Consider the following 25,604-nt stretch of genomic DNA (forward strand, 5'->3'; position numbering starts at 1 on the left):
ATGTTCAAAATGGTATGATTGTTCTTGTGGAATTTGCTTTTGGAGTTGCAAATCCGGCATTTGGTGAAGAGAGGAATAGGGGCATTTTTTTTTGTGCGAAGTGGCCAACAAGGGTTGCTAAATAGGCAACAAAGTGGTTTCTTACTTTTACGGAGGTGTCCATGAAAACTCTTAAGTTCTTGCTATTGGCGGGATGTGTGCTTGGGTTGGAGTTGGGATCGGCCTTGGGACAGGAAGCACCGGAAATTTGCACACAATGTATTTGTGTGGCGGATGCAAGTTGCGGCACCGAAAGCGGGTGCTCGAGTGGAGATCAGACAGGGTGTGCCAGCACAACATTTACTGCATCTTGCGGCGGAACGTACACTCTTAGATACAGCTATAGTTGCAGCGGAGACGAGTGCGCACGTTGCTACGCTTGCGTGTATTTGAAAGACGCGGGCGGGAACGTATTAGGGGCTGCACATAGTTCGTGTGCGGCTGGTAACTGCACGGCAAATGGTGACACGCCAACATTGACCGCCGGAAACAGTTACACACTTTTTGTTTGTAAGCGCTCCTGCGGGAATAGTTGTGGTAAGTGCCCTGCAGAGTGTATTGCACGGGGATACGCGTTTATCGGCGGCACCTACGAGACAGTTTGCAGCAGTATTCCATCATGCAATCCGTAGAATTTAATATGAGAGCCGTAACGAGAGTTGCGGCTTTGCTACTCTCAACGGTTGGGTTCGGGACAGTAGTTCATGTTCCGACTGACGTGCCAACCATTCAAGCCGCATTAGACTCTATTTCCGAGAGCGATACGATCCTTGTGAATCAAGGGGTATATACCGAGGAACTAACGGCACCTGCATTTGGGTTTTCCCTCATAGGGGATGTTGTGCCGGACACTGGCCTTTATCTAAGACCCATTATTGACCCTTCCGAATTAGATTCGCCGACTACTCGGACCTGCTTAGAGACCATAACAGGGAATGTTGTCATCGAGCAAATGTGGTTTAAGAACGGCGCGGCGATGCATCCGCACGATAACAATACTGTCGGAGGCGTTAGAAACTCTGCGGCCAATCTTGTGATACGAGACTGCGTGTTTGATTCAACGTATCGAGGGGTCGTTTCGCCTTTCCTCGTTACACTTGAACGATGCATCTTTCGCGCATCCAAGCGAAACTGTATTTATATGGCGAACGCGACGCTGAGGGCATTTGATTGTGATTTCGAATGCATAGAAACGGAATGGGCGGCGATTATCGCGTCATCGGGGACAGTTGTAACGAGATGTCGTTTGCACGGGAGCATGGGCAACGATTGGGACTGGTGGTTCAACGTTTATGGCGAATCCTGGCTTGTTCGTGACAATGTCTTCGGTCCCGGAGGCGGATCAGCTCGGCTAATACAGGTTGGCGGGACGGGCGGAGTGTTTGAAAATAACTTGATTACCGAGTGTCGTACCCGAGGTGCCCTAATGGGGGTGGGACCAGAATGTGAAGGACTGATAGAAATTCGCAATAACACGTTTTTACGCAACATAATCCAAGGTGAAGAGTGGAGAGGAACTTTGTGCTTATCTGTGTCCGCACAATCTGATTCCTTTTCCACGTGTTCAGAGGTATTGGTTACTGATAACGAGTTCATTGAAAATGAAGGAGGTAGCATAGTCAAGGGGATATTAACCAGCGGACACGACATCATCACTCGGAATTCGTTTCGCGGACTCCTGCCCGATAGTCAATGGACAGTTTTAGCTTTCTACAATGACCCCTTGATTAGAGACAACATGTTTTTTGACAACGGGAAGGCCGTTAGACCTGAAACTGGGCGTGGTATCCATGCAGAGTACAATTGGTGGGGCCACGAGACAGGACCATACCATCCGACCCTGAATCCAGTTGGACAAGGTGATGAAGTTGGTATCCTAATCCGTTTAATTCGGTGGCGACGATTAAGCTGACGGTGCCGCGGGCGATGATTGCGCGGATTGAGCTGTTTGACGTGACGGGGCGAAGGGTGAAGGAAGTGTGGAGTGGGGCAGTGGCGGACACAAAGACGGTGACGTGGCAGGCAGATGATTTTGCCTCGGGACTATATTTTGTGCGGGCCTGGGACACGCTGGGGAACAGGCCAATGGCGCTGGCTAAGGTTGTGCTGTTGAGGTAGGGTTTCCTCCGGTTTTGGATATGGATATCAGAATGGCCGCCATTTGCGGCTTTTTTTGTTGTTTTGAATAGAGTTAAATAAAGAGAAAATGTGACATTTCGGTCGAAAGGGGAGTTGCGGAGCGGCAACGTATGGCTTAAATTGTAAAGCTATCCTCGGAGTACGTCTGAACCCTGAATTGGTTTGGTTCTTGCGCCGTGGTGACCCATGACTATGACCCAAAGTTTGCGATTTTTCGGAGTGCTGCTGATTCTGCTGGGAGGCGGAGTAGCTTCGGCCCAAGTGTATTGGGAACCGTTGCTGCGCCGTGAAAATCTGGCAGAACCATTGGCCTATGAGCGCATCGAGTGCTTTTCGAGCAGCGGAACAGGCATCACGAATTTGGACCGCGGCAACTATCTTGGCCGCGATGAGTTCGAGTGGAATATCCTGTGCGACCTCGAAGGCCCGGGAGTTTTGACGGAGTTCGGCTGGACACGGCGGAACCCGGGCGACCAACTACGGTTCCGGATATTTGCCGATGACACGACGGTGTGGGATGTGCAGGCACGCGCAGATTCGCTGTGCGGACGAGTATCGCCGTTCCTGCCGCCGCTGGCCGATTCCTCAGCGGGTTGGTATTGGAATTACGCGCCCGTGCCGTTTCAGGAGCGACTGCGCATCACGTATGTGGGCAACACGATGGCCTACCACGGATGCGCGCAGATATATGACGACGGCGTCAGTTTCGCATCGTTTCGCTTGCCTGTGCCGCTCCCGTATTTTTTGAAGCTCGATACCATGCAGTCGGTGTGGTCGCAGCCGGCACGCCCGGCACTATGGAACCGAAGCGCGGAGAGCCTGTTCACGGATTCAACATTAGCGGCTTACGCGACAGCGGAGATGCTGCAGTTCGAGGGAGCGGGAGTCGTGCGCAGACTGTGGCTGATTCCGCAGGACACGACACGGAGTTATCTCGACCGCACGGTTGCGAAAATCTACTTCGACCACAATCCGGAACCGGCGATATCCGCGCAACTGGGAATGCTGTTCGGCTGCTCGGAGGGGGTGACAAGCTATGCGTCGGCATTCACAGGCCGAATCGGTGACACGCTGTATTTTCAGCCGGTGATGCCGTTTTCGACGGAGTTTCGAGTGGAAATTCAAAACAATGTCGTCACTCCGAATACGAACCGGATTCGCATCGGCGCGGAAATTGTCGAACTTGAATCGGATGATTTGCCCGAATACCGTTTGAGCGGCAACGTGCTGAGTAACGTGCCGACGCGCAGATACGACGGATTTCGCGCGGCCGAGTTTTCCGGCCGCGGAACATTTATCGGCACGTTTCTCGAAATTGACAATACGACCGGCGCGGTGCTCGAAGGGGATGAGACGCTGACTGCCGACGGAGTGGTGGTGCGCGCAGGTGTCGGGACGCCGGAGTATTTCAACGGCAGTTACAATTGGCTTGCTCCAAACGGACAGCCGGCGCTGGCGCGGCACTACGCACACGGCGTCGTGACGGTGACGAACAACGACTTCGCGGCCTACCGGTATCACGTGAGCGATGCGGTGCCGTTTGACTCTTCGCTGACGCTTGATTTTGAAGTGGGTGCGTGGGGACACTTGAGCGGAAATTACCGCAGTCTGTCCCTGGCGTATGTCGAACCGCCGCGCTACGCGGTACGAGATCAGGATTCGTCGCGGAGTTCCGTCGGCGGAGAGATTCTTGCGATATTCGGCAGAGGACTTGTCAACGGCCGTGTGCTCAATCGGGTTCTGTGGAATGAGATGCCGCTTGAAATTGTGAGCGGCGGCGGTGCGGTTGCGGATTCCGTGTTGTTCGTTCGGGTGCGCGCGCCGTTCACTTCCGAGGGTATCGCCCCGCTGGTGGCGGAATTCAACGACGGACGGGAGACGATTGACCCGTCGTGGATGCATCGCGCCGTGCCGAACGTTGAGTTTCGCGTGCTGCGCGATGAGATTGACGGCTTCGCGTTCGCGGGTGACACGCTATCCATTGTGCTGCGCGGCTATCCGCAGGGCGAAAGTGCGCGCATCATTTTTGAAGGAGTTGTGCTGCCGTGGGCAGGAGTCACTCCGACTGCGGATGGGAACGGAATCATTCGCGGACTTGTGACCATGCCGCCTGAACCGGAGCTCTTGCCTGAGGCGCGTGCCAGGCTTACTGCCGAGGCGGTGTCCGTGGAGGGATTTCCGGACGCTCTGTCGGACGAGTATCTGACATCCGTGCGGCTGCTGCGAGTGGAAATCGAGCGAATGCCGGTCGTCGCGGTGCAGGGAGGAACGGTGACTGAAGTGTGCGCGACAGACCATTCATCGCCGGACAGTCTTGACCCGTGGGGCAGAATGCTCGCGATGTATATGGCGTGTGATACGGCGGGCGAAAACGTCAGCTTCCGGTTCATCGTGAATACGAGCGGCAATTACCGCTTGAATTACTTTTTCGGGGAGTCGCACGACGCGGGATATATCCGCATCAAGGTCAACAACACTCCTGACGGGGACAGCATCCTCGTGCAGGAATTCGCTCTGCCGGACGGCGTGTGGGAGCGTTCGGACACTGTGCGCGGACAGTGGCGTTTTCTTGAGGCGGACACGCATGTCGTGACGTTCTCAGCGTTCCCGCGCTTGCAGTCGCAGACGATATTCGAATTGATTCTCGACCAGATTATTATCGAATCGGAATTTCATCAGGAGATTCCGTCCTGGGGTGAGGCGCGGCCGGAGGTTATCGCAAACGCGGAACTTCTGCCTCCCTATCCGAACCCGTTTAACGCGTCGGCGAGGTTGAAATTTGTGCTCGACAATCCGGCGCAGGTCAGGCTGGAGGTGTTTAATCTGCTTGGACAGCGGGTGCTGACGCTTGCGGACGAGTTTCTTGCCGCCGGAGTGTATGAACGTGAATTTTCGTGCGCGGAATGCGCGAGCGGGCTGTATCTGGCGCGGTTAAGTTTGCCGAATGTGGTGATGACTCGGAAAATGCTGCTGATAAAATAAATGACGATGACTATGAGATTGCTGAAACGTCTGTGTTTGGTGCTGGTGGTGATGCTGTTCGCTCATGCGGCGGCGGCGCAAAGCGTGCTGCTGATTGCGTCGTCGCATAACAAGGGCACGGGACCGTTTACGTCCACGATTCAAACTCCGCTGACGATTGCGGGCTACACGGTGCGCGTGTGGGACCAGTTGACGCTGGGCTGGCCGCCGATAGACACGCTGTGGGCTTACAATTGCGTATTCTTCCACGGTTCGGAACGGCGCGCGACGGGGACGATAGACTCCGTGTTGACGGCTTATGTGGAGCAGGGCGGACGGTTGGTGATTGAAGGTTCAAATATCGCGAGCTACGGCGGCGCCTATCCGGAGTTTGAAAAGAAGACAATTCACGCCGACTGGCAGCGCGCGAAGCAGACCGCGTTCACGCATCAAGTTGTGAACGCGGCACATCCCATCGCGGCGGGATTGCCCGCTACATTCGCAGCATCCGGCTACTCCGGCGGAGGGTCGCCAGACCGAGTGCTTCCGGCACACGGCGGCACTCTGGTGATACAATTTCAAAGCAGTCCCGGAACTGCGGCAGTGGTGGCCGCGCCAAGGCTAGCGTTTGTGTGCGGTTCGCTGCAGCGCGTGACGACCGCAAGCGGCGTCCGCAATACATTGATTACGAATCTCGTCAACTGGGTTCTGCAGGACGCGGACGATACCGGACTCATTGACATGGGATACGGCTTGGGGACTTCGGTCGGTCAGGTCTGTCCGGTGTGGGCGCGCGTGAGGAATTACAGCAATGCAGACAGCGGTCAGGTCATTTTGCAGGCTTCAACGGATTCAAGCACATGGTCTGATATTGACACGGCGTTCTTTGACGCGGCGGGGTATGAGACGGATTCACTGCTGTTCTCATGGACACCGGCATCAGAAGGGCGTTACTATCTGCGAGTCCTCTTGAGCGTGGACGGCAGCGACGCTTACGCGGCGAACAATGCGACGGGCATGCTCGTGACGACCTTTGACAATGCGGTCCACCCGAAGCTGTTTTTCACTGCGGCGCAGATTCCGACTTTGCAGGCGCAAGCGCTCTCATCACATCTTGCCATCTATCAGCAGCTCAACACGCGTGTCCTGCAGGATTTAAGCTATACACCATTGCCTCCCGCGCAATGGGAAGATGTCAACTTCTCCGAAATGGCGCGCATGCTCAGCATCGCATCACTGAAAGCCGTGTTGACTCCCACCTCCACGTTCCTGAACAATGCGAAGAACAAGGCGATGGCATTGTGCCGCTACCCGCATTGGGAGACGGGCAACGTGGATATGGACATTTACTCCGGCCGCTGCTGCTTTGCGCTGGCTCTCGCTTACGACTGGCTGTATCCGCATTTCTCAAAGGCGCAGCGGGACACCGTGCAGACGAAGCTGCGCGAACAGATGCAGCGATTGGCCGCGGCCGAGCCGAAGTGGATTTGGTGGCCGGATGCTTATGTTCATAACCATAACATCAATGCCATGAGCTATATGGGCTCGGCTTGTTATGCGCTTTATGAGGAAGTGCCCGAGGCGCTGATTTGGGAAGAGATGGCGATTGAGAATCTCGACAGTATCATGGAGCTATACGGTCCGGTCACGGACGGGTCATGGTATGAAGCGATGAACTATTGGGGATTCATTTCGTGGACGATGCTTCCGCACCTCTGGCTTCTGCGCGAACAGAGAGGAATTGACTATTTTGACACGCCGTGGATTGAATCCATGGCCGACTATCGTATTTACGGCTCGCATCCGATTCCGACTCAAATGCCGATGATTAATGAAGCGCAGCCGGATGAGTGGTACGGTCCGGATGACCAGCTGGCGCTGTTCGCGCGGCAGTATAACAACACGCACGCGCAATGGATGCGGCAGCAGGTTGTGAACAGGCTGGGCTACAGTCTGGACGGTCCGCTGGGCTTCTTTTTTTATGATCCGACAAAGTCGCAAACGATTCCGACGGATTTGTCGTGGATAGCGACCGACCAGGACACCTATTTCGGGCGCAGCGCATGGAACGACACGACTTCAACGTATGTGACCTTGAAATGCGGTCTGCCGTGCGGGCGTCACGCCTACGAGAGATATTGGGGGGAAGGCTCGGTCGGTGGTTGGGAACCTTCGCACTTCCTGCCTGAACAAAACGGATTCACGCTTTCTTACGGCCGGGACTACTTCGTGCAGCCGGCGGGCTTGCAGTCACCTCTGCACAGAACCTACAACACAACGACGATGCTCGTCAACGGGCAGGGACAGATTGGCGACAGCACAAAGGGCTCGTGGACGCTTCCTGTTGACGAACTTGCGATGAACCCGCATTTGGCCGATACGTTCATGCTCAAGACGGTGGACTATATCGTGGGCGATGCGACATCCTCTTATCCGGCGGCGCTTGGACTGACAAGATTTCACAGGCATCTGCTGTATCTCAGACCCGACCTCGTGGTTGTGCTGGATGATATGCGTTCGAGTGTCCCATCGACGTACACATTTATCATTCGCAATCCCGGCGAAATCTTCGACAACGACTCGAGCAAGATATACATGGATGGTTCGGCCAGCGATGCCGATATGCACATGCTTGCTCCTGCCAATCGCGCGTATCAGTACAGCTTTGACTGGTATTACAAGACCGATTGGGGCGGATGGGGGCAGCGAATTTCCAACGCGACTCCGGATACGTGTGTGCAGTTTGTGAATGTGTTTTATCCGCGTACGCCTGCATCGGCGACGGCGCAATTGCTCTTCGGTGACAAGAACCTGACCGTATTGCGGGTTGAAGCGGACGACGGCTATGAGGCGACCTGCGCCGTTACGCATGGCCATCAAAGTTTTATTGACGTGGATTCCATTCGCACCGACGCGTCGCTGAATGTGGTGGTGCGGGATTCCGACACGGGCGATTTCACGTTCGGGGCGATGCGGCAAGGAACCTTCTGCGACTGGGGTGACCCGGCAATCAGACTCTTAGATTCTCCGACTCCGGTGGACGTGGAGTGGAAAAGGAGCGGAGACACGTTGTGGGTAGACGGGCAAGTCGGGGACTGGGCGAGAATCTACGCGCCGGATATCGTCTTTGTGTGGGTGAAGGGCGTCGCGGAACCGTATTATCAGAATGGGCCGATGATTGAGATTGGAGACTTGGAAAATGTCCCGGATGGCAGAATCGTTGACCTGGTGATTTTTTTCGACGAAGAGCAGATCAAACTGGATTGGAGCCGCCCTACATTTTATATAAACGGCGTAGTCACCTATCCGGACTTCTATGATGTTTATACCGCCGACAGTCCGGACGGGCCGTGGACGTTGTACGAGTCAATTGACGCGCAGGACGACAGGTATGTGTATGATCGTTCCGAACTTGTTAAGTTCTTCCGCGTTGTTGCCCGACTTGAGCCAGCGTCCAGCGCTGAAACGCCCGGAGGTGGGAGTCAGGTAAGCACCATGACCTCTGAACCGTCTTTAATAGAGGAGAGGCAAAAGTAGATCGGCGAAGTGAATCAAGTCGAGAGGAATTGGCACGCCCGGTGGAAACCACCGGGCGTTTTTGCTGTGCTTAGGGATGAGAGGATGTTTCTCTCCATTTTCTAATGTTAGAGAATGCGCTTGTTTATCAACAATTTGACGCTATCGGGTCGGTTTGGTTGCTCAGAGAGTTAGGAGGCTCTTCTTGTTTTTTCAGGCCTTTAATAGTCGCTTTTTCAGTCCTTTTTTCGTTGCGTCCAAATAGGAGAAATGTTATATTGACACGAATTTAGATAAAAAGCGTCTAATTCCCTCCAAACCGGTCTATCTGTCGTACTCTCCCAGACCGTTAATCTCATGAATTTTCTTAGCTTGTCCTACATGAACTTGCCCCGGACATGTAGCCGGGACGGGTTTGCGAAATTTTTCACCAACTCTGAGGACATCCTGTGAGCCGAAAGGTCCTCGGCCTGCTTTACACCGTTGCTGCACTGGTGTTTGGCTACAACCTGTTCATGTGGTCGTGGAGTAATCAGGGATTTGCGCCGACCCAGCCGATCCCGTTTAGCCATAAGATCCATGCGGGGGATAACCATATACCGTGTATGTATTGTCACAGCTCGGTGGAAAACTCCAAGCATGCCACGGTGCCCGCGCTGAACGTGTGTATGAACTGTCACAGCGTCGTCGCCGTTGACAAGCCAAATATCATCAAGCTTACCGAAGCTTACAACACCGGCAAACCAATCGAGTGGGAGCGCATACACGCCCTGCCCGACCATGCTTTCTTTTCGCACCAGTGGCACATCCGCAAGGGATTTGACTGTGCAGAATGCCACGGGCCGGTGGAAACGATGGACAAAGTCTATCAATACCGTAAATTGAACATGGGCGATTGTCTCCAATGCCACCGCGACAACGGTGGTCCCACTGACTGCAACGCTTGTCACCAATGAGCCGGGAATCAGACATGAAACAAACGGCGAATAAAGACACGGCAGCCAAACTTCGTCATTGGACGACGCTTGGTGAGCTGCACGGTGACGAAGCGGCGCTGGCCGTCAAGCACTCCGAGTTTTACTCCAAACCCGAAGAGTTTTTCAATCAGGAGCAGGCCACCAAGTTCTCGCTGACGGGTGACGCTACTCTGATTTCAGAAGCGGCCGGGTTTGTCGAACTCAAAGTCAAGCAGAACGGCGGCGACTCCAAGGGCATGTCGCGGCGCGACTTCCTGAAAATTTCAGGCGCGGCGATGGTGTTTGCCACGGCGGGATGCAGCCTGCGTCCGGCGCAAAAAATCATTCCGTACATCAACCAGCCCGAGGAAATCATGCTCGGCGTGCCGAACTATTATGCGTCGGCAACGGGCGGCTCGCAGGGCAACGGTGTACTGATTAAGACGCGCGAAGGCCGTCCCATAAAGCTGGAAGGCAATCCCCAGCATCCGCTGACAAAGGGCAAGCTCGACGCGCGCGGACAGTACGATATTTTCAATCTCTACGATCCCGATCGCCTGACCGGTCCTGTCGTGATGGCAAACGGTCAGCCGGCGGTTATCTCGTGGAGTGCGGCGGACGGTGAAATCGCGGAGAAACTCAAAGCCGCTCGCGGACGCATCGCAGTGCTGACCGGCACGGTGCATGGTCCGGCGCGCAAGAAAGTCATCGCTGATTTTTGCCAGAGCTTCGGTGCGATACACTACAGCTACGACGGCTGGACGCGCGAAGCGGCGCGCAAAGCCAATGAGCTGAGCTTCGGCAATGCGGTGCTGCCATCGTATCACTTCGACAAAGCCGATTACATTCTGTCACTCGACGGTGATTTTCTTGGCACGGGTTATTCCGCGCTCGAATGGCAGGCCGGATTCGGCGCGAAGCGTCATGTCAAAGACCACAAGCTGAACAAGCTCGTCTCGGCGGACTGTGCAACGACTCTGACTTCGTCCAACGCCGACGAACGCTTCCGCATGAAGCCGGGACTGAGTGTCGCTTTCGGTTTGGCCGTTGCAAACAGCCTGTCGAGCATGGGACACAGCGTGATTTCGCTCGACAGCACGGCGAACTCGAATATCTCGAAATTCAGCGCCTCGCAAGTGGAAGGCATGGCCGGACTCAAGCAGGGTACGATTGACCGCATCGCCGGTGAGCTGTGGGAAAACCGCGGCAAGAGCATCGTGTTCGGCGGTGAGTCGCTTGACCATCAGCTGGTCGCATGTCTGCTCAACGCGATGCTTGGAAACGATGGTGTCACCGTTGACGGCAACGGCGCTCCGTCGCAGCAGGCGTCCGGTTCGCTGACGGGATTGCTGGAGCTGCTGAACCGGTTGAACAGCGGCGAGATTGACGTGGTCATTACATTCGGAACCAATCCGGCGTATTCACTTCCTGAATCGGCGGGAGTTGCAGCGGCTTTCGGTAAGGCTTCGACGGTGATTCATCTGGGTGACCGTGCCGATGAGACTGGACGGCTGGCGAACTATCTGCTGCCCGGACTGCACTGGCTGGAAAGCTGGGGCGATGCCGAGCCGCAAGCGGGACTCTATTCGGTGATTCAACCGAGTGTGATGCCGCTTCATGATTGCCGCGCGGCCGAAGAGTCGCTCATTAAGTTTGCTCAAACCGCTCAAGTCGAAGGACTGGGCATGGTGACCGGCGGCTGGCATGAGTATGTGATGGAAACGTGGCGCACGGCAGTTTACAGTGCTGATGTGTTCGCCGGTGACTTTACGAGCTTCTGGAACAGCGCGCTGCGCGACGGATTCGTGGATTTGCGCAAGAGCCCGACTCCGAGACCCTATTCGGGAATTGGACTGAACAACATTCTGATTCCGCAGCAGGGTGACGAACTGCAATTGGTTGTGCTGCCTTCGCCGCATCTGACCGAAGACGGTAACGGCAATAACGCGTGGCTGCTTGAACTTCCGCATCCGGTGGGACGTGTATCGTGGACGAACTACGCGAACTTCGCGCCTAAAACCGCGAGCCGCCTGGGAGTGCGCGATGGTGACTCTATAAAGGTTACGGCAAACGGCGCAACCATTGAAGTACCCGTTCACGTACAGCCGGGTGATGTGGAGAATGTCATCACGATTGAAACGGGATGGGGACGCAAAAACGTTGGACGTGTCGGCAATGGTGTCGGCGGTAATGCGTTTGCATTGTGTGCGGTCGAGAATAACGCGCTGCGCACGGTGCACGCCGTGTCCATCGAAAAGACGGGACGTTGGGAAGAGTTGCCGGATGTGCAAGGTCACAACTACACCGAAGGTCGTCCGATTGTCGCCGAAACGCCGTTTGAGCAGTACCTGAAGAATCCGGAATCCGGCAAGTGGCACGAGCATGAGTTAATGTCCCTTTGGCCTGAGCATGAATACAAGGGCAACAAGTGGGGCATGGTGATTGACCAGACCGCCTGTATCGGCTGTAATGCTTGTATGGCGGCCTGCTCGGTGGAGAACAACATTCCGGTCGTGGGTGTTGGTCAGATTCGATTGGGACGAGAGCTGCATTGGATTCGTGTGGACCGCTACTACAGCGGCGATGAGCACGAGCCGGAATTCACCTATCAGCCGATGCTTTGCCAGCACTGCGACAATGCGCCGTGCGAAACAGTCTGTCCGGTTGTGGCTACGATTCACAGCGAAGAGGGCCTGAACATGCAGGTCTATAACCGTTGCGTCGGTACGAGATATTGTTCGAACAACTGCCCCTACAAGGTGCGCCGCTTTAATTGGCACGAATACACGTTTGCGGCTTATGAACCGCATCCGCTGCAGCTCGTGCTGAACCCCGAAGTGACGGTGCGCGAAAAGGGCGTGATGGAGAAGTGCACGTTCTGCCAGCAGCGTATTCGCGACGGCAAGGAACGCGCCAAGGAAATGAACCGCCCGGTGACTGATGCGGATATCAAGACGGCTTGTCAGCAGACCTGTCCGACGGACGCCATCAGCTTCGGCAATACGAATAACCCGGATAGCCAGGTTTCACATATGAAGAAAGACCCGCGCGCGTACAACGTGATTGCCGAAGTCAATACGCGTCCTGCGGTGACCTATTTCACGAAACTGCGCAACCGGCCGACACGCGACACCGACCTGCATCTGGGCGGACACGGTGACGGTCACGGCGGTCACGACGACGCGCACGCAACTGAGGGAGGTCACCACTCGTGAGCGCTCCGGCGACGGAACAATTTCTCTCCCGCGACATTCGCTTAGGACAAGTCACCCGCGACGTTATCGCTCCGACCGAGCGCATGCCGTCCATCGGATGGTGGATTGGATTCCTGATTGCTTCGGGCATGCTCGGTATCGGCGTCATCGTCGTCTACATATTGTTGACGCGCGGACAGGGTATCTTCGGTCTCAGCCATCCCTACGGCTGGGCCTTTGACATTACGAACTTCGTGTTCTGGATCGGTATCGGCCACGCCGGCACGCTGATTTCGGCGATTCTCTTCCTGCTCAGACAACGGTGGAGAACTTCGATTAACCGCTCGGCAGAAGCGATGACAATTTTCGCCGTGATGACCGCATTAATCTTCCCGTTGCTCCACACCGGACGGCAGTGGGTGGCCTATTGGCTTGTCCCGCTTCCCAATGACCGGTTGCTGTGGGTGAATTTCCGCTCACCGCTGTTGTGGGACGTGTTCGCGGTTTCGACGTATTTCACCATCTCGCTCTTGTTCTGGTACACAGGTCTTGTGCCCGACTTCGCCTCGATGCGCGACAAGGCCAAGAACTTCCTGCGCAAGAAAATTTACGGCGCGCTGTCGCTGGGCTGGACGGGCTCGATGCGCGACTGGACACATTACGAAAAGGCATATTTGCTGTTCGCCGGAATGAGCACGGCGCTTGTGCTGTCCGTGCATACGGTTGTGTCGTACGACTTCGCGACGTCAATTATCCCCGGCTGGCATACCACCATCTTCCCGCCTTACTTCGTCGCCGGCGCTATCTTCTCCGGCTTCGCGATGGTGGTGACGCTGCTGGTGTTCATGCGCACGGCGTTTAAGCTGGAACATTATATCACTATCCGGCACATGGAGCTGATGAACAAAATCATCCTCCTGACCGGCATGCTCGTCGGTTACGCGTATCTGACCGAGTTCTTCATCGCGTGGTACAGCGAAAACCCTTTCGAGCGCTATGTGTTCATGAACCGTCTGACGGGACCTTTCTCGTGGGCGTTCTACATCATGTTCTTCTGCAACGTGGCCGTGCCGCAAATCTTCTGGTTCAAAAAGGCGCGCACGTCCATTCCGATCATGTTCGTGGTTTCGATTCTCGTCAATATCGGTATGTGGTTCGAACGGTTTAACATCATCGTGTCGTCGCTGCACCGCGACTTCCTGCCCACCAACTGGGACAACTTCGTGCCGACGATTTACGACTTCGGCTGGACCATCGGCGCATTCGGCCTGTTCCTGACCTTGTTCCTGCTGTTTGTGCGCGTGTTCCCCACAGTCTCAATTGCCGAAATCAAGCACACGCTGCCGAAACCGGCGGATTCGTCGAAGGAGGGCGTCCATGGCTAAGCATCCTGCGCTTATCGGAGTCTATTCCGATCCTGACGTGTTGCTGGAAGCGGCGGACGGAGCGCGCCAGAAAGGGTGGAAGCATCTCGATGCCTACACTCCGTATCCCATTCACGGACTCGACAAGGCACTCGGTATCGGTCACTCCTGGGTACCGTGGGTCACGCTGGCGATGGGCCTGGGCGGAGCGTTGGGCGGTTTCACGCTTGAATACTGGGTGCACGTCATTGAATGGCCGATGAACGTCGGCGGCAAGCCACTCAATTCATGGCCGGCGTTCTTCCCGGTGATGTTTGAAAGCGGCGTGCTGATTGGCGGTATCTCCACGTTCATCGCGATGTGGGCGGCCTGCAAGTTGCCGACGAGCAAGCCGGTGATTCACGACGAACGCTTTACCGACGACAAGTTCGGTCTGTTGATTCCGCTTGACGGAGTTTCACCTGCCGATGCCGAAGCTTATCTGAAATCCAGCGGCGCCGAGGAGGTCAAGCATGTCTAAATTCGCTGTGCTTGCACTTACCGCGCTGTTGATTGCCTCCTGCGGCAAAAAAAGTTTCCCGACTCTGGAATACATGCCCGACATGTACCGTCAGGCGTCGATGAAGGCACAAGAGTGGGACCCGCATTCACCAAACGGCGTGGGCATGCGAGTTCCTCCGGCGGGAACGGTTCCTGTCAACTATGAACCGTACACCATTGCGCTGCTCGACACGCTCGCGGCAAACGCGCTGGCGAATCCCCTGACTCCGACGGAAGATGTGCTCGAAGCGGGACGCAAGTACTACAACACCTTCTGCGTGGTCTGCCACGGCGTGACGGGTGACGGCAAAGGCTACATTGTGCCGAAATTCACCATGCCGCCGTCGCTCTTGAGTGAAAAACTTCTGGCGTGGCCGGACGGGCGAATCTATCATACAATTATGATGGGTCAGGGACTGATGCCGAGTTACAAACAGCAGGTGCCGGCAGACAAACGCTGGGCAATTATCCATTACATTCGCGCGCTGCAGCGCGCCGCACATCCGCAGCCGCAGGACAGCGTTCTGATGGCTACAGGTCGTTACAACTTCATGGACGATGCGCCGGACACGGCCAAGGCCGTGCTCTGGCCGAAGAGGTAAATTCAGATGAAGTTCATTGCGCTGGTGGGGGTTTGGCTGGCGTTGGTACAGGCAACCGGTGCCTGTCCGATGTGTGCGAGCGGCGGACCCGCCGATTATGTGAAATTCGAGGACAGCGAAGATGTTGTGATGACTCCGGGCAAGCTTCGACGCTGGTCGGTCACGCTTGACACCCGCACTGTCGAATCGTCTGAAGGTGACGAGGTTGAGGAGTCACATGGACAAACTCAACTGGGATTTTCCGCAGGCTATCGTCCCAATGCGAAGTTGCTGCTTCTTGCCCGCGTGCCTTATGTGCGCGCAACGCTGCGCGAAGATAATGAAGAGCATGTCAACAGCGGCATCGGTGACGCGGAAATCATGGCTGCATTTGAATTCAAGAGAGGTGCCGCGAATTGGTGGCCGGCGTTGACCGCCGTTGTCAAATTGCCTACGGGTGATAACGATGTTCAGGCCGATGATTCAGATGCCGAGTTTACGAGGCTCGAAGAACACGGTCAAATCGGCACGGGCGCGGCGGACGCGATGCTGATGGGACATCTGCGGCACGCCGGAGTTTATCGCGTTGCAGCGACTCTCGGTTACCGCTTTAACGGTCAAAATGACTTCGAATACCAGTACGGCAGTGTAGCATGGCTGGATGTTGATGCGAATCGTTCCGTGTATGGCAGTTTGTGGGCTGGCGGAGTTCTACGGGTTCGAAATTCCGACCGCCATCTTGACAACGGAGAAAATGTTGAGGATTCCGGCGGCACCATTCTATTACTCATGCCGGAAGCAGGTGTTTCAATCGGCAGTAATCTGAATCTGTTCGTTCAAGGTATTGTTCCAGTAATCAACCATTTGAACGGCACACAGGAAGAAAAGGTCGGCTTTTCAGTCGCTTTGACGCAGTCCTTTTAGTCTGATTCCAAAAAGAAATTATCGGTCGTGGAAATAGGAGGCAACTCCGTCTCATATGCACGCTACAGTAACACATATTGACAATCCGGGGCCGCTCAGCCTCGCCAAACCGCTTAGCAATCTGTTCATGGCGATGATTGCCATCGGCGGACTGGCTTTTATCGGCGGCGTGATTGCCGACCCGACCCGGGCCTGGCAGAACTACATCATCAACCTGTACATGTTCACAGGTTTTGCTCTGGGCGGTTTTGCTTTCGTCACCATTAACCGCGCCGTAAACGCGTACTGGGCTGTTGTCCCGCGCCGCCTGGCCGAAGCCTTCATGAGCTTCCTGCCGGTCGCGTTCGTGCTGTTCATTCCTGCGCTGGTGGGAATCATGATGACCGGTGACAGCATCTATTCGTGGATGGGTGACAATTCCCGCATCCACAGCCCGACCAAGCATGCATGGCTGTCGTACAATTTCGTGGCCATCAGGAATGTTCTGTTCTTCATTATTTGGATTCTGCTGGCGAGAAAGCTCATCAGCTACTCCGTCGGACAGGATAACGGTCAGAATCAAGACAGCCGTCCGGCCGCGGCACGCTTCTCCATTGTCGCTCTGCTGCTGTTCGCTCCGACCTACGCGTTCTTCTCCTACGACCTGATTATGTCGATGGAGCCGAAATGGTTCTCGACCATGTTCACGGTCTATACGTTTGCCGGAATCTTTCAGAGCACCATGGCGCTGATGACCATCGTGTTCGTTAAACTGAAGCAGAATCAGCTCAAGCACGTCGCCACACCTTCGCATGTGAAGGACCTCTCAGGCCTGCTGTTCGCGTTCACGGTGTTCATGTGCTACGTGGCATTCTCGCAATTCATGCTCATCTGGTACGCGAACCTGCCTGAAGAGACATTCTACTACATCAAGCGCTCCGAAGGCGGCTGGGTGGTTATCGCGTATTTTACATGGTTCCTGAAGTTCATTCTGCCCTTCTTCGGTCTGCTCGGACAGGGACAAAAGAAGCATGACCGCTGGTTGATGATTGTCTGCGGCGGCGTGCTGCTCGGACAATATCTTGACCTCTATTGGATGGCCGTACCGTCGCAGAATCCGACGCTCGTACCGATTGCGTGGATTGAAATCGGCACGCTGGCCCTGTTTGCCGGACTGTTCGGTCTGTTTGTGTCGCGGTGGATGAGCAAACATAATTTGATTCCGGTCGGTGACCCGTATGTTCTGGCCAGCGCTAACTGGAGGTTCTGGGAGTAAATGAGTAAATACAGCCCAAAGAACAGCAGCGTCTTCCTGTATGTCCCGATGGTCGTTCTCGCCATCGTCTTGGTTGCGCTCGTCTTCCGCTGGCAATTCAAGGGCGGAGAAGAAATCGGAGCATCGCTCCCGCCGCCCAAGAAAGAAGTGGAAGCCTCCAAAGTGGTTAATCACCGTGCCCTTGCCAAGGACACCGGTCTCGCCGCCGACGGCAAGATGCTTTATCAAATCAACTGTGCATCCTGCCACGGCAATGACGGTCAGGGCGACGGACCGCGTGCAACAGGCCTGAACCCTGCGCCGCGAAACTACAAGACTGAAAAATTCAAGTTCGGTGACGATGTCGTCGGTATCTACAATACCCTGATGAAGGGCTCGCCGGGAACGTCTATGCCGTCGTTCTCGCTTCTGCCTGCGCGCGATGTGTGGGCAATGGTGCATTATGTCCGCACGCTGATTCCCAATCCGACGCCGACCGATGACGCGATAATCGCGCAGCTTCCCGAAGCTCCCGCCGGCGGAACAGCCGATGCAGGCGGCGCTGCTGTTGCCGAAGAAACGTCTAATGAGGGACGCATTCCGATTTCACTCGCGATGCAGCAAGTGCAGAAGGCAGGGTATCCGTCCGATAAAATGGCGCGCCAAATTGATGTCTCGTCCACCGGTGCGCAAATCTACCTTGCGCGCTGCGCGAAGTGTCACGGACAGCACGGCGAAGGCATGGCGAATGCCGTGCTGGGCGGCGCGCCATACCGCTACACAACCACGCAGCCGCTGTACGCGCGCAACGCACCGTGGCTGACTGACCGCGCCGTCTTCGACAATATCGTGGTCAAGGGACTGGGACGGGCGCATCCGGGGCACGGCACCCTCACCAAATCGCAGGTTGACGCGCTGTACGAGTTCGTGCAAAGTCTGGCAACGAACTGATTTTTCTCGACACTATTCAATAGGGTTACAATCCCCCCTATGTTCAAAAGAAAACTACCCTGGCTTGCTTTGGCGCTTGTGCCGGCGGCTGTGTACGCGAGCGAACCGCTGACCTCTTGGCTGTTCAATCCCGTCACACCCGTTGCTCACGACGTCCGGGAAACGTTCAAAATCATGCTCGGCTTGACGCTGCCGTTTCTGCTCTTGCCGCAGATTCTGCTCGCCTACGCCATCTGGAAATTCAATGAAAAGCGCGGTCACCAACCCGCGACGTTTCATGAAAACGTGCCGCTCGAAATCGTGTGGACAGTCGTCCCTGCGCTCGTGCTGGTTGCGATTGCCATTCCGGCGTACAGCACGCTGAAGAAAATTGAAGTCCCGCCCAAATCCGATCTCGTCGTCGAGGTCATCGGTCACCAGTTCTTCTGGGAGTACCGTCTGCCGCGCTACGACATCGGATATGCCAATGAGCCGCTGGTGGTGCCTGCCGACAAGATTATCACGCTCAATCTGACCTCGGTGGACGTGATTCACTCGTGGTGGGTGCCAAGCTTCGGTGTCAAGCAGGATGCCAACCCCGGGCGCATCACGCACGCCTGGTTCAAGGCGCCCGAAGGTCATTATAAGGGTCAGTGTGCCGAGCTGTGCGGACCTCTGCACGGCGAAATGTGGATTGATGTTGAAGTCGTCTCCGAACAGGAGTTCGAGAAGTGGTTGGAGGAGAGAATGGGAAGTGCCGCGAGTGCGCCGCCGGACAGCGCGCACAGCATGATGTTGTCGCCTGAACCGGAAAGCGAGGTCGTGAATGGCTGAGAAAAAGCAATCGCTCTTGCTCCGCTACATGTCCTCAACCGACCACAAGGAGATCGGGATCATGTATCTCATCTTCGCGCTGGTCATGGGCATCGTCGGCGGATTTCTGGCCGGAATGATTCGCATGCAGCTCTGGGAAGCATCGGGCGGCGTTGTGTCTCCGGAACTCTACAATCAGATCGTGACGATGCATGCCACGATCATGATCTTCTTCGTGATAATTCCGGCCATGGCCGGATTCGGCAACTATCTTGTGCCGCTGATGATTGGCGCGCGCGATATGGCCTTCCCGAAGTTGAACGCCTTTTCCTTCTGGCTGCTGATTCCCGCGGCAATTATCGGTATCGCCAGCTTCTTTGTTGAAGGCGGTGCCGCAGCTGGAGGCTGGACGAGCTATCAACCGCTCACGAGCGCGCAATACTCCGGAACTCCCGGAGTTGATATGTGGATTATCGTTGTTCACCTGACCGGTGCATCTTCGATACTGGGCGCGATCAACTTCATCGTTACGATTTTCAACATGCGCGCCCCCGGCATGGGCTTCATGAAAATGCCGCTCTATGTCTGGGCGTGGCTGACCAACGCCTTCATGATTCTCGTCGGCACTCCCGTGCTTGCGGGAGCGGTGACGATGGTGCTGTTCGACCGTCACTTCGGCACCGGTTTCTTTCGTCCGTCTGAAGGCGGCGACCCGGTGCTTTATCAGCACCTATTCTGGTTCTATTCGCATCCCGCCGTGTATATCATGATTGTGCCGGGATTCGGCGCCATCAGCCATATTGTCGCGGCGTTTTCGCGCAAGAAAGTGTTTGGCTATCACGGCATGGTGTACGCCGTGGCCGGTATCGGAGTCCTGGGCTTTATGGTCTGGGCACACCACATGTTCACGACGGGGCTTTCGCCGGCTGTGCGCGCGTTCTTCGCCTTCATGACGATGCTTATTGCCGTGCCGACCGGTGTTAAAATCTTCTCGTGGCTGGCCACGATGTGGGGAGGAACCCTCAAGTTCACCGTCGCCATGAAGTTTGCGCTTGGCATGATTTCGCTCTTCGTCATCGGCGGTATCTCCGGTGTCTGGCTCGGTAACGTGCCTGTGGATATTCAGCTGCACGACTCCTACTTCGTCGTCGCCCATCTGCATTACGTGCTCTTCGGCGGTTCGGTGATGTCGCTTCTGGGGGCCGCGTATTTCTGGTTCCCCAAGATGAGCGGCAAGTACCTCGATGAGAAGCTCGGTAATATTGTCTTCTGGTGTATGTACATCGGAATGTCCATGACCTTCCTGCTGATGCACTGGACGGGCATGGAGGGCATGGCGCGCCGCACCTACGTTTACCGCCCGCAGTTTGAAGGCATGAATCAAATTATGTCGTTCGGTTATGTCTTCATGCTCCTCGGCGGTATTCTCTTCTGCTGGTCGCTCGTCAAAGCTATCCGGAAGCCGGTGACGACTCCGCTCAACGACGACCCGTGGAATGTCAATGACATTCAGGGTTCCCTCGAGTGGAAGACCAGCTCTCCGCCGCCCAAGGAGAACTTTAAGACGATTCCGGTCGTCCCCTAAGAAATTTGAAATAGGAAATTAGAAACAGGAATACGGATTAACATTCGCGTGCTTCCGCCTTCTTCTTTCTAATTTCACATTTCCTATTTCCTATTCTTAATTATGACTGACATATCGCCTGCGCGCAGGCTGGCCTCATGGCTGCTGTTTCTCTCCATGCTCATCACCATATTGATGTTGTGGGGAGGTTTTGTGAGAATATCCGGCTCAGGACTTTCAATTCCGGATTGGCCGTTAATAAATGGAAGTCTTCTGCCGCCGTTTTCAGAAGAAGGTTGGCAGGCGGTCTTTGACGATTACAAGCAAGCCTATCCGGCGCTGACGGACGGCATGAGCCTCGGCACCTTCGAGACTCAATTCGCGATTGAATATTTCCATCGCTTCCTCGCCGCGCTTGTCGGTATCGTGCTGCTCGCCATCATCATTCGCGCACGCAAGCATCCCGAAGTCTGGGCGGTATCGAAAAGACCCCTGCTATGGTCGGGAGGATTGATACTGGTGCAGGCCATTCTCGGCGGCATGGTAGTCAAACTCGATTTAGCTGCCGCTGTGCTCGCGATTCATCTGGGCATGGCCTATGTCATCTTTGCAATTCTGTTCTGGCAGGCGCTGAAGCTGTCACGACTGGGAGATCCGCTCAGAGCGGGACACGAAAAGGCGCAGCGTTTCGGAAAAGAAGCTATCGCCGCCACGCTCATTCAAGTCATGTCCGGCGGACTGGTCGCAGGGACAGGCGCGGGATTGGTGATGAACACATGGCCGAAAGTCGGAGACCACTGGATTCCGCCGCTGTCCGTCATGTGGGGCGATTTCTATTCGCCGGTCTGGGCAAACCTCTGGCAAAACCAGATTCTGATTCAGTTCTTTCACAGATGGTGGGCATTCATCGTCGCCGGAGCTGTAATTCATCTCATTATCAAAGCGATGAAGATGAATCTTTCGCCGCGCGGCAGGCTCGCGCTGCGTGCCACCGCCACCATCCTTGTGCTGCAAATTCTGCTCGGCATCGGAAATCTGCTGATGAAGGTGCCGCCGTACATGGCCATACTGCATCTCGCCGTTGCGTTTCTGCTCTATATGGTCTTGATTATCGTGACACACGAAGTGGCGTACGAACCAGCGTAACGAAGTTCATCATGTCTCAATTCCGCGATTACATTAACCTCATGAAGCCGTCCATTATGCTGCTGGTGCTGCTCACCGGCGCGGCGGCGCTCATGCTTGAAGGTTCGTTCGGCGCGGGGAATTGGGAGTTCTGGGCGATATTGCTCGGATTAATGCTCACGGGCGGATGCGCCAACGGACTGAATCAGTATTTCGAACGCGACATTGACGCGCAGATGGGTCGGACCAAGAACCGCAGACCGCTCGCGCTGAGGAAGATGGAGCCGAAGCATGCCCTTGTGTTTGTCGTCTCCTGCGGTGTGATTGCGATTCTGCTCTTCGGCCTGCTGTTCAACTGGCTTTCCGCCGCCGCAGCGTTCGCCACGATTGTCTTCTACAGCTTCTACTACACGCTTTGGCTGAAGCCGCGCACGCACTTGAACATCGTTATCGGCGGCGCCGCCGGAGCCATGGCGCCTATCATCGCGTGGATTGCCGCGACCGGAACACTTTCGTTCACGCCGTGGCTGCTGTTTCTGATTGTATTCTTCTGGACGCCGCCGCACTTCTGGGCGCTGGCGCTCTGTGTCAAGAAGGACTACGCGCGCGTCTCGATTCCGATGCTCCCCGTTATCAAGGGCGACCACGAAACGCGCCGTCAAATCCTGCTCTACACCTTTGTGCTCGTGGCCATTTCGCTTTTGCTGCATGCCGGATTGCTGTACATGACCGCCGCGCTTGTGCTCGGCGGATTGTTCGTCTATAAAGCCTGGAAACTCTTGAAGGGAGCCGAGCAGAACTACGCCTGGGGTCTCTTCAAATACTCGATTGTCTATCTCACCGCGCTGTTTGTGATTATCATGGCCGACGCGGCCATCACCAAGTAAGCGGCGCACGTCCGTGAAAGGTTTCCGAACGTGGAAACGCAAGAAGAACTGAAATCGGCTGAAACAAAGCGCAAGAACAAAAAACTTGCCCTGCTGCTGCTTATTCCCGTGGTCGTGCTGATGTTCGGCTTCACCTACGCACAGGTGCCGCTGTTCCGCATGTTCTGCCAGAAAATCGGCATCTCGATTTCGCCGCTCAATGAAGTCGAATATGCGAGCACAGGCCGCATGTGCAAGGTGCTCTACACCGGTGTGACCGCCGGCACCCTGCCCGTTTATTTCAAGCCGAAGGAATCCGTGCAGACCGTCGAAGTGGGACAGCCCTTCAAGAACAGCTACCGCTTCGTCAATATGTCCAAGGACACCGTGCATTTCCGTCCCGTGCACTCGATTCTGCCCGAAGGCGCCGCGACCAAATTCACCATGACAAAGTGTTTCTGCTTTGATGACCAGACCATGGCCCCGGGTGCCGAGCGCGAGTTTGAAGTCGTTTCGGTCTTAAGTGCCGATATGGATGCGTCCATCGAGCAGGTGACGCTGCACTACACGCTGTTTGAAAAAGACCCCGAGACGATGGAGAAAAACCGCGAGATTCCCAATATCGCTTCGGGGACCGCGACGGGAGGGAGCAACTGATGCATTCACAGCCGTTACCGCCTGAAGTCAGAACCCGCAACAGAAAAGCCGTGATGTGGATTGTCGGAGTCGTTGGCGTCATCACAATTCTATCGCTGCTCTATCTCGTCAAATTCGGCGTCAATTTTCAACGCCACGGCTTTCACTGACAAGCCGGACACGCGACCCATTGCGCTGACGCCGGCGCATCTGTTTTACCCGTTATTCCGATATTGAACATTGGAATCCGCAAACTGAAACATCTTTAGTATGTCCCACACCGCATCTCACGGGCACGACGCCCATCACGATCACATTCATCTGCCGCCGCCCAGCTACTGGCCAATCTTCACGGCCATGTCGGTCGGACTGCTCCTGACGGGCGTTCTGATGTGGCTCTGGGAAGCGTCCATGAGCATGTCCGCCATTTTTATCGGCGCATCTCTGTCCGTTTTCGGAATGATGGGCTGGTGTCAGGCGCTCATCAAGGAAAACGCCGATATCCCCAACATCCTCGAAGACGACAAGTGGATGAAGATGGGACTGAAGCTCTTCCTGGTTTCGGAAGCGGCCATCTTCGGTGCGTTCTTCGGGCATCACTACTACACCCGCTTCGATTTCCCGCAGTGGCCCCCTGTCGGCGCGCCGCATCTCGATACCACTCTGCCTGCTATCGCCACGCTGATTCTGATGACGTCATCCGTGACCATGGAGTATTCGCACCATCTGCTCAAGCACGACAAGCGCGAAAAGTCCCGGCTGTGGCTTGGCATCACCTTCATTCTGGGTATCGTCTTCTTGGGCTTCCAAGGGCATGAATACGGCTTCCTCAAAGCCTATGATCAGTTCACGCTGTCCAGCGGCATGTTCGGCTCGCACTTCTTTGCCATGACCGGATTCCACGGAGCCCACGTTGCCACCGGAATCATCATGATGGCCATTGTCTGGCTCCGCATGAGACTGGGTCACTATACCCCTGAACGGCACTTCAGCTTTGCCGCCGCCTCGTGGTACTGGCACTTTGTGGACGTTATCTGGATTTTCCTGTTCTTCACGATTTACCTGTTCTAATTTCCCGGCATTTGATTGGAAACGGCGGTCACGGTTGGCCGCCGTTTTTGTTGCCGCCGGTGCGCAATTTCCCACACACCGAATACTTGCAAAAATTATCCAAAAACAAAGAGTTGCGTATGTGTCTGGATTATTCAACGAGACTCCTGCCATGCCTCTGATTCGGCGGTCAAACTGCGTTCGTGCCCTGTTACGTCATATCTAAAGCGATAATTTGACGACTCATAAATTTCGTCCAACCGGGTGACGGAAATTGTATTTGACCGCACGATTCTATTGCATTCCCAATAAGCCTGACGTATCTTTGTCACAGTGCCAACCCGAAACTCAACTTCATCCATGTCAAAATCCGCGAATTTGTGCCGATTTGCGATTCTCTTGACCTGTCTGCTTGGACTGCGGATGGACGCAGCCGCGCAGCCCCTTGTCGGCTCGGCGGCTCCCAATTTTACACTCAATTTCAGCAACGGCGGCAGCTTCACCCTGTCCAGCCTGCTGGGCGAAGTCGTGCACCTCAACTTCTTCGGTGCCACCTGCGGTGACTGTATTGCCGACGGGTTGCTGTCCGAGGAAATCTATGACCTGTTCGCAACCAACACCGCCTTCAATATCATTGGCATAGATGTCTGGAATCTCCCTGCGGCGTATGTCAACACAACCTTCCGCACAAACTCCGGCATCACCTATCCGCTGCTGGTGCAAGGCCGTAACACGGCCATTGCCTACAACATGGAGGTCAACCCTGTTCCCTCCACGACGGATATCGAGCACCGCGGTCACGTCATCATTGACCAGCAGGGAATCATCCGCTATTACGCGATCTACAATCCCTTCGATGAAACACAGCAGGCGGAGATGATTTGCGTCATCAAGAACCTGCTCGGCATCGCGCCGCCGCCGCCGCAGAATGCGGCCATCATCCGCATGGATGAATTCGGACCCTTGAAGCTTTGCTGGCAGCCTGCAGTTGAACCGGAGGGCTGTGACATGAGGTATCTGGTCTTCAAGTCCTTCGCCGGTGATTGGAGCGACGAGGAGTTTGTCACTTCCACATTCGAGACGGCCATCATGCTGACTTCCTTTCCCGATTCCACGTGTATCTTTCACGTCGTCGCAGAACGGCAAATGCCCTGAGCGATGCGCGTTTGACC

Annotated in this window: 22 protein-coding genes; 21 read left to right on the top strand and 1 reads right to left on the bottom strand. The window is 55.4% G+C overall.

Annotated features, from left to right (window positions below; all coding sequences use genetic code 11):
- Nucleotides 1–161: 161 nt before the first annotated feature.
- The 20 genes from HUU59_07310 to HUU59_07405 all read left to right on the top strand — a co-directional run bounded on the left by HUU59_07310 (nt 162) and on the right by HUU59_07405 (nt 24,453).
- Entirely contained in the window at nt 162–671 is a 510-nt protein-coding gene (locus HUU59_07310) for a hypothetical protein (protein NUO19233.1), read from the top strand.
- 8 nt (nt 672–679) lie between these two features.
- The gene (locus HUU59_07315; protein NUO19234.1) at nt 680–1,951 is read left to right on the top strand and encodes a hypothetical protein; all 1,272 of its coding nucleotides are present in this window, start codon (nt 680–682) and stop codon (nt 1,949–1,951) included.
- Entirely contained in the window at nt 1,933–2,157 is a 225-nt protein-coding gene (locus HUU59_07320; protein ID NUO19235.1) for a T9SS type A sorting domain-containing protein, read from the top strand. Before HUU59_07315 ends, HUU59_07320 begins: the two co-directional genes overlap by 19 nt.
- 207 nt (nt 2,158–2,364) lie before the next feature.
- Nucleotides 2,365–5,160 carry a DUF2961 domain-containing protein gene (locus HUU59_07325; GenBank protein NUO19236.1) on the top strand — a complete coding sequence of 932 codons (2,796 nt, stop codon included), beginning with the start codon at nt 2,365–2,367 and terminating at the stop codon, nt 5,158–5,160.
- Nucleotides 5,161–5,178: 18 nt separating this feature from the next.
- A complete protein-coding gene (locus tag HUU59_07330; protein ID NUO19237.1) occupies nt 5,179–8,676 on the top strand; it encodes a DUF4962 domain-containing protein in 3,498 nt (1,165 codons plus the stop codon).
- A 494-nt stretch (nt 8,677–9,170) separates the two neighbouring features.
- The gene (locus tag HUU59_07335; protein NUO19238.1) at nt 9,171–9,611 is read left to right on the top strand and encodes a cytochrome c3 family protein; all 441 of its coding nucleotides are present in this window, start codon (nt 9,171–9,173) and stop codon (nt 9,609–9,611) included.
- 14 nt (nt 9,612–9,625) lie between these two features.
- Nucleotides 9,626–12,826 carry a 4Fe-4S dicluster domain-containing protein gene (locus HUU59_07340; protein ID NUO19239.1) on the top strand — a complete coding sequence of 1,067 codons (3,201 nt, stop codon included), beginning with the start codon at nt 9,626–9,628 and terminating at the stop codon, nt 12,824–12,826.
- 83 nt (nt 12,827–12,909) lie between these two features.
- The gene (nrfD, locus tag HUU59_07345; protein ID NUO19240.1) at nt 12,910–14,190 is read left to right on the top strand and encodes a polysulfide reductase NrfD; all 1,281 of its coding nucleotides are present in this window, start codon (nt 12,910–12,912) and stop codon (nt 14,188–14,190) included.
- Nucleotides 14,183–14,689: a DUF3341 domain-containing protein gene (locus tag HUU59_07350; protein ID NUO19241.1), complete on the top strand. Its 507-nt coding sequence runs from the start codon at nt 14,183–14,185 to the stop codon at nt 14,687–14,689. The genes nrfD and HUU59_07350 overlap by 8 nt, the downstream gene beginning before the upstream one ends.
- Nucleotides 14,682–15,311 carry a cytochrome c gene (locus HUU59_07355; GenBank protein NUO19242.1) on the top strand — a complete coding sequence of 210 codons (630 nt, stop codon included), beginning with the start codon at nt 14,682–14,684 and terminating at the stop codon, nt 15,309–15,311. The genes HUU59_07350 and HUU59_07355 overlap by 8 nt, the downstream gene beginning before the upstream one ends.
- 6 nt (nt 15,312–15,317) lie before the next feature.
- Nucleotides 15,318–16,214: a hypothetical protein gene (locus HUU59_07360; protein NUO19243.1), complete on the top strand. Its 897-nt coding sequence runs from the start codon at nt 15,318–15,320 to the stop codon at nt 16,212–16,214.
- 55 nt (nt 16,215–16,269) lie between these two features.
- Nucleotides 16,270–17,469, top strand: coding sequence for a hypothetical protein (locus HUU59_07365; GenBank protein NUO19244.1), 1,200 nt, complete (start codon nt 16,270–16,272; stop codon nt 17,467–17,469).
- Nucleotides 17,470–18,399: a cytochrome c gene (locus tag HUU59_07370; protein NUO19245.1), complete on the top strand. Its 930-nt coding sequence runs from the start codon at nt 17,470–17,472 to the stop codon at nt 18,397–18,399. It begins immediately after the preceding gene.
- Between the two features lie 39 nt (nt 18,400–18,438).
- The gene (gene coxB, locus HUU59_07375; GenBank protein ID NUO19246.1) at nt 18,439–19,212 is read left to right on the top strand and encodes a cytochrome c oxidase subunit II; all 774 of its coding nucleotides are present in this window, start codon (nt 18,439–18,441) and stop codon (nt 19,210–19,212) included.
- Complete coding sequence (gene ctaD / locus HUU59_07380; GenBank protein ID NUO19247.1) at nt 19,205–20,776, top strand: cytochrome c oxidase subunit I; 1,572 nt, start codon at nt 19,205–19,207, stop codon at nt 20,774–20,776. The genes coxB and ctaD overlap by 8 nt, the downstream gene beginning before the upstream one ends.
- A gap of 102 nt (nt 20,777–20,878) precedes the next feature.
- Nucleotides 20,879–21,901 (top strand): COX15/CtaA family protein, encoded by a 1,023-nt coding sequence (locus HUU59_07385; protein NUO19248.1) that lies wholly within the window; start codon nt 20,879–20,881, stop codon nt 21,899–21,901.
- An 11-nt stretch (nt 21,902–21,912) separates the two neighbouring features.
- Nucleotides 21,913–22,767 carry a protoheme IX farnesyltransferase gene (locus tag HUU59_07390; protein ID NUO19249.1) on the top strand — a complete coding sequence of 285 codons (855 nt, stop codon included), beginning with the start codon at nt 21,913–21,915 and terminating at the stop codon, nt 22,765–22,767.
- A 30-nt stretch (nt 22,768–22,797) separates the two neighbouring features.
- Nucleotides 22,798–23,403: a cytochrome c oxidase assembly protein gene (locus HUU59_07395; GenBank protein ID NUO19250.1), complete on the top strand. Its 606-nt coding sequence runs from the start codon at nt 22,798–22,800 to the stop codon at nt 23,401–23,403.
- Nucleotides 23,403–23,552 (top strand): hypothetical protein, encoded by a 150-nt coding sequence (locus HUU59_07400; GenBank protein ID NUO19251.1) that lies wholly within the window; start codon nt 23,403–23,405, stop codon nt 23,550–23,552. Before HUU59_07395 ends, HUU59_07400 begins: the two co-directional genes overlap by 1 nt.
- Before the next feature lie 100 nt (nt 23,553–23,652).
- Nucleotides 23,653–24,453 (top strand): heme-copper oxidase subunit III, encoded by an 801-nt coding sequence (locus tag HUU59_07405; GenBank protein ID NUO19252.1) that lies wholly within the window; start codon nt 23,653–23,655, stop codon nt 24,451–24,453.
- 134 nt (nt 24,454–24,587) lie between these two features.
- On the opposite strand, the gene HUU59_07410 is transcribed toward HUU59_07405, so the two are convergent.
- Nucleotides 24,588–24,794, bottom strand: a complete 207-nt coding sequence (locus HUU59_07410) for a hypothetical protein (GenBank protein ID NUO19253.1) — start codon at nt 24,792–24,794, stop codon at nt 24,588–24,590.
- On the opposite strand from HUU59_07410, the gene HUU59_07415 reads away from it, so the two are divergent.
- Nucleotides 24,793–25,587: a TlpA family protein disulfide reductase gene (locus HUU59_07415; protein ID NUO19254.1), complete on the top strand. Its 795-nt coding sequence runs from the start codon at nt 24,793–24,795 to the stop codon at nt 25,585–25,587. The genes HUU59_07410 and HUU59_07415 overlap by 2 nt on opposite strands.
- The last annotated feature ends 17 nt before the right edge of the window (nt 25,588–25,604 follow it).

Source organism: bacterium, assembly GCA_013360195.1.
GTDB lineage: Bacteria > Electryoneota > RPQS01 > RPQS01 > RPQS01 > JABWCQ01.